The organism is Mycobacterium scrofulaceum (assembly GCF_001667885.1).
Lineage (GTDB): Bacteria > Actinomycetota > Actinomycetes > Mycobacteriales > Mycobacteriaceae > Mycobacterium > Mycobacterium scrofulaceum_C.
Map to the genome: position 1 here is coordinate 1 of NZ_LZJW01000010.1, position 9,246 is coordinate 9,246.

The window sequence follows — 9,246 nt, forward strand, 5'->3', positions numbered from 1 at the left end:
CTGGCCGGAATCTATGCCCAGGTGCTCGGCGTCGAGCGGGTCGGCATCGACGACTCCTTCTTCGACCTCGGCGGGGACAGCATCCTGTCGATGCAGGTCGTGGCTCGGGCTCGGGCCGCCGGCGTCCTATTCCGTCCCCGCGACGTCTTCGTCGAGCAGACGGTGGCCCGCCTCGCCCGGGTGGCCGGGGTGTCGACCGACGACGACGCGGTCGACGAGGGCCTGGGTGAGGCCGTCGCGACACCGATCATGCGGTGGCTGCAAAGCACCGACGGGCCGGTCGACGAGTTCAACCAGACCATGGTGGTTCAGGCCCCGGCCGGCGTCACCCGTGACGACGTGGCGGCGCTGCTGCAGGCCCTGATCGATCGGCACCCGATGCTGCGGCTGCGTGTCGACGACGACGGTGCGGGCGGCTGGTCGCTGCGGGTGCCCGAGCCCGGCGCGGTCGACGCCCGCGGGTTTGTGCACACCGTCGACGCGTTGTCCGAAGAGGCTGTGGTGTCGGCGCGGTCGCGGTTGAACCCGGCCGCGGGCGTGCTGCTGCGCGCGGTGTGGGCGGAGACCACCGGGCGGTTGGCGCTGATCGTCCATCACCTGGCCGTCGACGGCGTGTCGTGGCGAATCCTGTTGGAGGACTTGAACATCGCGTGGGTCCAGCAGCGCAGCGGCCTGCCGGCGACGCTGCCCGCGGGCGGTACGTCCTTCGTCCGATGGTCCAAACTGGTGGAGCAGCATGCGCGGCGCCCCGAGGTCGTCCAGCTGGCTGGCGCCTGGCGGCAGGTGGCGGCGATCCCGGCCGCGTTGCCGCCGGTGCGCCCGGACCTCGACACCTACCAGACCGCGCAGCACCTGTCGGTATCGCTGGATACCGAAACCACTCGCATGTTGTTGGGGGCAGTGCCGGCGGCGTTCCACGCCGGTGTCCAGGATATTTTGCTGGTCGCCTTCGGGTTGGCGATCAACGAGTTCCTGGGCACCGGCGCGCCGCTTTCCATCGACGTCGAGGGCCACGGCCGTGACGAAGACGTCGGCCCGGGCGTCGACCTGTCGCGCACCGTGGGGTGGTTCACCGCCAAGTACCCGGTCGCGTTCCGCCTCGCCCGGCCGCCCTGGGACAAGGTCGCGGCCGGCGCGGCCGAGCTTGGGGCGCTCATCAAGGAGGCCAAGGAGCAGCTGCGTGCCCTGCCGGGCGGGATTACCTACGGGCTGCTTCGTTACCTGAATCCCGAAGTGGCTCTTGAGGACCCGGACCCGGTGATCGGTTTCAACTACCTGGGGCGGCTGGGCGGCGCAGCTGAGCTGTCGGACGACCTGTGGCGGCCCGATCGGGACGGCCCTTCGTTGACCGCCGCGACCGCGGCGCTGCCGGTGCCGCTGGGGCACACGCTGGAGCTGAACGCGGGCACCATGGAAACGGCGAACGGTCCACGCCTGCATGCCAATTGGACGTGGGCGCCCTCGGCCCTGGAGCACGGTCAGGTCCGCCGGATCAGCCAGTTGTGGTGCGCCGCCCTGACGGGGATCTGCGCGCACGTCCGCAACGGTGGGGGCGGATTGACCCCGTCGGACATCGCGCCCGCTCGGCTGACCCAGCGGCAGATCGACGAGCTCTGCGGCCGACTCCCGACCGCCGACGTGTTGCCGCTGACCCCGCTGCAGCAGGGACTGCTCTTCCACGCCAGTGCCGGGCAGGACCCCGGCGACGACGTGTACGCGGTGCAGCTCGACATCACGGTCCGCGGCCCGCTTGACCCGCATCGTCTGTGCGAGGCGGTCCGCGCGGTGGTCATTCGGCACCCCAACCTGGTGGCCCGGTTCAGTGAAGAGTTCGACGAGCCGGTGCAGATCATCCCCGCCGACCCGACGATCGCGTGGCGCTACCTCCAGCTCGACGCCGACGACCCTGCACCCGATCAGCGGATCGAGCAGCTGTGTGCCGCCGAGCGCGCGGCGGTGTGCGATCTGGCGAACCGCCCGGCCTTCCGGGCGGCGTTGGTACGCGACGGGAATGATCGGCACCGCTTCGTGCTGACCGTCCACCACATCGTGATGGACGGCTGGTCGCTGCCGATCGTGCTCCGCGAAATCTTCGCCGGCTATTACCGGGAGCGGCTGCCGGCCCCCACGCCGTACCGGAGCTACCTGACCTGGTTGGCGACGCGCGACGTGGCCGCCGCGCGGGCGGCCTGGCGCCAGGTGCTCGACGGGTTCGACACCCCGACGCTGGTACGCGCGCCGGGCCGGGCGGGGCGGCGGGGGGCCGCAACCTTCGCGGTGCCGCCGAACATCACGCGGGCCCTGAGCGCGCTGGCCCGCTCGTCGCACACCACCGTCAGCACCGTCCTGCAGGCCGCATGGGCGCAACTGCTGACATGGCTGACCGGGGAGGACGACGTGGTATTCGGTGCCGTGGTGTCGGGCCGCCCGGCCGACGTGCCCGGCGCCGAGTCGATGGTGGGCCTGCTGATCAACACGGTTCCGGTGCGGGCGAACATCACCGCGGCGACCACCGTCGCCGGCCTCCTCGACCAGCTGCGCCGTACCCACAATCACACCCTCGAGCACGAGCACCTCGCGCTGCCCGAAATCCACCGCGCCACAGGCCACGAGCAGCTGTTCGACACCTTGTTCGTGTACGAGAACTATCCGATCGACACCGCAGCGCTGGCGGGCGCCCACGAGGTCGCCGTCACCGATTTCGCCAGCCGCGAGTTCAACCACTATCCCCTCTCCGTCCAGGCGGTGCCCGGCGAGGAACTGGCCCTGCGAGTGGAATTCGACACCGACGTCTTCGATGGGGCCGGCATCGAGGCGCTCGTCGCGCGGTTCCGCAGGGTGTTGGCGGCCATGACCACCGACCCCGCGCGCTTGTTGTCGACGATTGATGCGCTCGACGAGTCCGAGCACAGCCACCTGGTCGGCTGGGGGAACCGGGCCGTGCTCAGCGAACCAGCGGCCGGGGCGTCGATTCCGGAGCTGTTCGTCGCGCACGTGGCCCGCACCCCGGACGCGATCGCGCTGACCTGCGGCCGCCGCTGCCTGACGTACCGGCAGCTGGACGACGCCGCGAACCGCTTGGCGCACGCACTCGCCGGTCACGGGGCCGGCCCCGGTACCTTTGTGGCGCTGCTGTTTTCGCGTTCCGCCGACGCGGTCACGGCGATCCTGGCCGTGCTCAAGACGGGCGCGGCGTACCTGCCGATCGACCCCGGCCTGCCCGCCGCCAGGGTCGGGTTCATGATCGCCGACGCCGCGCCGGCCGTCGCCGTCACCACCGGCGAGCTGCGGTCGCGGTTGGACGGGTTCGCCCTGCCGGTCATCGATGTCAACGACGCATCGGTGCACACCCAGCCCACCACGGCGTTGCCCGCACCGGACCCCGACGACATCGCGTACCTCATCTACACGTCCGGAACAACCGGCGTTCCCAAGGGAGTGGCGGTCACCCACCAGAACGTGACCCAGTTGATGGCTTCGCTGCATGCGCCCCTGCCGGCGGCGGCCACCTGGTCGCAGTGCCACTCCCTGGCCTTCGACGTCTCGGTCCAGGAGATCTTCGGCGCGCTGCTGGGCGGGGGACGGTTGGTCGTTGTTCCCGAGCAGGTCGTCACATCGCCGGAAGACTTGCGCGCGCTGCTGATTCGTGAACGGGTCGGCGTGTTGAGCCAGACCCCGACCGAGGCGGGTGCCCTGTCGCCGGAGGGTCTCGACGGGATGGCCTTGGTGATCGGTGGGGAGCCTTGTCCGGCCGAGCTGGTGGACCGCTGGGCGCCGGGCCGCGTGATGGTCAACGCCTACGGCCCGACCGAGACGACGGTGGACGCGGCGATCAGCGCCCCGCTGATCGCGGAAACGGGAGCACCGATCGGGTCACCGGTGTCCGGCGCCGCACTGGTGGTACTGGACAAGTGGATGCGACCGGTGCCGGCCGGCGTGGTCGGGGAATTGTATGTCGCCGGTCGCGGTGTGGCGTGCGGCTACCTGGGCCGGTCGGGGTTGACGGCTTCGCGGTTCGTGGCGTGCCCGTTCGGCGGGACCGGGGCGCGCATGTATCGCACCGGGGACCTGGTGCGCTGGGGCGCCGACGGGCAACTCCGGTACGTGCGGCGCGCCGACGATCAGGTCAAGATCCGCGGCTACCGGATCGAGCTCGGCGAAATCACCGCGGCGCTGGCCGCTTTGGACGGAGTGCACCGGGCGGCGGCGATCGCCCGGGAGGGCCGGCTGGTGGGCTACGTGACCGGGACCGCCGACCCGGCGGGCATTCGCGCCGCGCTCGCCGAGCGGTTACCCCCCTACATGGTGCCCGCCGCGATCGTGGCCGTGGACGCGATGCCGCTGACGGTCAACGGCAAACTCGACACGAAGGCGCTGCCGGCACCCGAGTACCACGACACCGGTGCATACCGTCCCCCGACCAGCCCCATCGAGGGCATCCTGGCCGAAACCTGCGCCCGGGTATTGGGATTGGCGCGGGTCGGGATCGACGAATCGTTCTTCGACCTCGGTGGCGATTCGCTGGCGGCCATGCGCCTGGTCGCCGCCGTCAACGCGGCCCTGGGTGCCCACCTGTCGGTGCGTGCGGTGTTCGAGGCGCCCACGGTCCGCCGATTGGCGCCGCTCCTCGGCAAGGGAGACGGCGCGGCCGCGCGCGTGGTGGCGGGCGCGCGTCCGGCGTTGCTGCCCTTGTCGTTCGCGCAGTCCCGGCTGTGGTTCATCGACCAGTTGCACGGGCCGTCGCCCGTCTACAACATGGCCGCCGCGCTGCGGCTGCGCGGACACCTGGACGTCGACGCCTTGGCCGCCGCGCTGGGCGATGTGCTGAACCGCCACGAAAGCCTGCGGACGGTATTCGTGGCGGCCGATGGAACACCGCACCAGGTGATCATGCCCGCCGGGCACGGCGACGCCGACGTGGTCGACGCCACCGGGTGGACTCCGGCGCGATTGCGGGAGGCCGTCGAGGCAGTCGCCGACCACCCGTTCGACCTGGCCACCGAACGACCCTTGCGGGCAACCCTTTTCAAGGTCGCTGAGGACGAGCACGTGCTGGTCGCCGTGGTACACCACATCGCCGCCGACGGCTGGTCGCTCGCCCCCTTGGTGCGGGATCTCGGCGTTGCCTACGCCAGCCGCTGCGCGGGCCGGGAACCCGGGTGGGCGCCGTTGCCGGTCCAGTACGCCGACTACACGCTGTGGCAGCGCGACCGGCTGGGCGATCCCGACGACGCGGACAGCCCGATCGCCGGCCAGCTGCGCTACTGGCAGGCCACGCTGGCCGGGCTGCCCGACCGCCTCGAGCTGCCCACCGACCGGCCGTATCCGTCGGTGGCCGATTACCGCGGGGCCAGCGTGGGCGTCGAATGGCCGGCCGAGTTGCAGGACCGGGTGCGCGACGCGGCGCGCGCGCACAACGCGACCAGTTTCATGGTGCTCCAGGCCGCCCTGGCGGTACTGCTCGCCAAGCTCTCCACGAGTTCCGATGTGGCCGTGGGCTTTCCGATCGCCGGGCGCCCCGACCCGCTGCTCGACGACGTGGTGGGCTTCTTCGCCAACACGTTGGTGCTGCGGGTCGATCTGGCCGGCGATCCCACGGTGGCCGAGCTTCTGGCCCAGGTCCGCCAGCGCAGCCTGGCAGCCTACGAGCACCAGGACGTGCCCTTCGAGGTGCTGGTGGAACGGCTCAACCCCGCCCGCAGCCTCGGGCATCATCCGCTGGTGCAGGTAGTGCTGGCGTGGCAGAACAACGACGCCGCCGACCTGACCCTGGGCGATCTGCAGATCACCGCGCTGCCGGTGGACACCCGCACCGCCCGCACCGACCTGTTGTTCTCCCTGGCCGAACGCTGGACCGCCGACGGCCGATCCGCCGGTATCGGTGGGGCCGTGGAGTTCCGCACCGATGTGTTCGATGCCGCCACTGTCACAACGCTTGTCGCACGGCTCGAACGAGTGGTGGCCGCCATCACCGCCGACCCTGCCCGCCGGTTGTCGTCGATCGACCTGCTCGACGAGGCGGAGCTTGCCCGCCTGCACAGCTTCGGCAACCGTGCGGTGCTCGACCAGCGCGCGCCGGCGGCACGGTCGATCCCTGAACTGTTCGCCGCCCAGGTGGACCGCGCCCCCGAGGCGGTGGCCATCAGCTGCGGGAACCGCTGGTGGAACTACGGCCAGTTCGACGCCGCCGCGAACCAGTTGGCGCACATGCTCATTGAGCATGGGGCAGGCCCGGGGGAGCGGGTGGCGCTGCTGGTACCCCGGTCGGCCGGGGCGGTCGTGGCGATCCTGGCGGTACTCAAAGCGGGAGCGGCCTACGTGCCGATCGACCCGAACCTGCCGGCGGCCCGGATCGACTTCATGCTCGCCGACGCCGCGCCCGTCGCCGTGCTGACGACCGGCGAACTGCGGGCGCGGCTGAAGTGCTGCGGCCTGCCGCTCCTCGAGATCGACGACCCCGCCGTTGATACCTTCCCCCGCACCGCGTTGCCGCCCCCGGACCCCGACGCCGACGCCTACGTCATCTACACGTCCGGCACCACCGGAATCCCCAAGGGGGTGGCGGTCACGCACCGCAATGTCACCCAGTTGCTCGAGTCGCTGGATGCCGAGCTGGCCCTGGGGCAGGTGTGGACGCAATGCCATTCGCTGGCGTTCGACTTCTCGGTGTGGGAGATCTTCGGCGCGCTGCTGCGCGGCGGGCGCCTGGTGGTCGTGTCCGACGCCGTGGTCCGCTCGCCGGAAGACCTGTACGCCTTGCTGGTTCGCGAGCAGGTCAGCGTCCTGAGCCAGACGCCGTCCGCGTTCTACGCGCTGCAGACCGCCGAAGCGCTCTCACCCGACCTCGCCCAACAACTCAAGCTGCAGACGCTGGTGTTCGGGGGAGAAGCGCTCGAACCGCAACGGCTGGGCCGCTGGCTGGACAACCACCCGGGACGGCCCCGACTGATCAACATGTACGGCACCACCGAGACCACGGTGCACGCCTCGCTGCGCGAGATCGTCGACGGCGACGTCGACGGCGCCGCCAGCCCCATCGGAATCCCGCTGGCGCATCTCGCCTTCTTCGTGCTGGACAACTCGTTGCGGCCGGTGCCGCCCGGAGTGGCGGGCGAATTGTACGTGGCGGGTGCGGGTTTGGCGTCCGGGTACGTGGGCCGGTCGGGCCTGTCCGCGTCGCGGTTCGTGGCCTGCCCGTTCGCCGGCGCGGGATCCCCGGGCCAACGCATGTACCGCACCGGGGATCTGGTGCGCTGGGGCGCCGACGGGCAGCTGCGGTACCTCGGCCGTGCCGACGATCAGGTCAAGATCCGCGGCCACCGCGTCGAGCTCGGCGAAATCCACGCGGCGCTAACCTGTTTGGACGGTGTCGGGCAGGCGGCGGTGATCGTCCGCGAGGACCGGCCCGGGGACAGGCGGCTGGTCGGTTACGTGACGGGGACCGCCGACCCGGCGGGCATTCGGGCCGCGCTCGCCGAGCGGTTGCCCCCCTACATGGTGCCCGCCGCGATCGTGGTCATGGACGCGATCCCGTTGACACTCAACGGCAAACTCGATGCGCGGGCCCTCCCGGCGCCCGACTACCGCGGCGCCGGCCGGTACCGCGCGCCCGCCACGCCCACCGAAGAGATCCTGGCCGCCATCTACGCCCAGACCCTCGGCGTCGACCGGGTGGGCGTCGACGACTCCTTCTTCGACCTGGGTGGCGACTCGCTGGCGGCGATGCGCTTGATCGCCGCCGTCAACACCGGCCTGAACGCCCACCTGGGGGTGCGGTCCCTGTTCGAGGCGCCGACCATCCACCAGCTGGCGCCGCGCCTCGGTGCGGACGGGATGGCGCGCACCCCACTGGTGGCGACCGAGCGACCCGCGGTGATTCCGTTGTCCTTCGCCCAATCCCGGCTGTGGTTCCTCGACCAGTTGCAGGGGCGCTCGGCGGTGTACAACATGGCGGCGGCGTTGCGGCTGCACGGGCGCCTGGACGCCGACGCGTTCGGCGCCGCGCTCGGCGACGTGGTGGCCCGCCACGAGAGCCTGCGCACGGTGTTCATCGCGGCGGAGGGGACGCCCCAGCAGGTCGTGCTGTCACCCGATGAGGCCGACGTCGGCTGCGACGTGGTCGACGCCAGCTGCTGGCCACCGGCCCGGCTGGCGGAGGCGGTCGAGGACGTGGCGCATTACGCGTTCGACCTGGGTGCCGAGATCCCCTTGCGCGCTTGGCTTTTCCGCACGGCGGAAGACGAACACGTGTTGGTGTCGGTGCTACACCATATCGCCGCGGATGGTTTGTCGCTCACCCCGCTGGTGCGGGATCTCGGGGTGGCCTACGCCAGCCGGTGTGCGGGCGAAGCTCCCGGGTGGACCCCACTTCCGGTGCAGTACGCCGACTACACGCTGTGGCAACGCGACCAATTCGGCGACCTGGACGACCCGGACAGTCCGATCGCCGGGCAGCTGCGATTCTGGGAACACAATCTCGCCGGGATGCCCGAGCGGCTCGTGCTGCCCACCGACCGCCCCTACCCGCTGGTGGCCGACCACCGCGGCGCCACCGTGAGCGTGCGGTGGCCGGCCGAGTTGCAGCAGCGGGTGCGCGAGGCGGCGCGGACCCACAACGCGACCAGTTTCATGGTGGTCCAGGCCGCCCTGGCGGTGCTGTTGTCGACCATGAGCGGAAGCAGCGAGGTGGCCGTGGGATTCCCGATCGCGGGCCGCCGCGACCCGGTGCTCGACGACGTGGTGGGCTTCTTCGTCAACACGTTGGTGTTGCGGGTCGATCTGGCCGGCGATCCCACGGTGGCCGACCTCTTGTCCCAGGTGCGCCAGCGCAGCCTGGCAGCCTACGAGCACCAGGACGTGCCCTTCGAGGTGCTGGTGGAACGGCTTCGCCCGGCGCGGAGCCTGAGCCATCACCCGCTGGTGCAGGTGATGTTGGCGTGGCAGAACAGCGACCCCGCCGAGCTGAGCCTGGGTGATCTCCAGGTCGCCCCGTTGCCGGTCGACACCCACACCGCGCGCATGGACATGACCTTCTCGCTGGCCGAGCACTGGGACGACGCCGGCGAACCCGCCGGAATCGGCGGGCAGGTCGAGTTCCGCACCGACGTGTTCGACGCCGAAACCGTCGAGACGCTGATCAAGCGCCTGTACCAGGTGCTGGTGGCCCTGACCGCCGACCCCGGCCGGGCGTTGTCGTCGATCGACATGCTCGATGAGGACGAGCGCGCACGGCTCGACGAATGGGGT

At 71.0% G+C, this 9,246-nt stretch carries 1 protein-coding gene; it reads left to right on the forward strand.

Going from position 1 to position 9,246, the window contains the following annotated elements; genetic code table 11:
- Positions 1–9,246 (forward strand): amino acid adenylation domain-containing protein (locus A5681_RS00860; protein ID WP_156737791.1); only part of this gene is annotated, 9,246 nt, incomplete at both ends.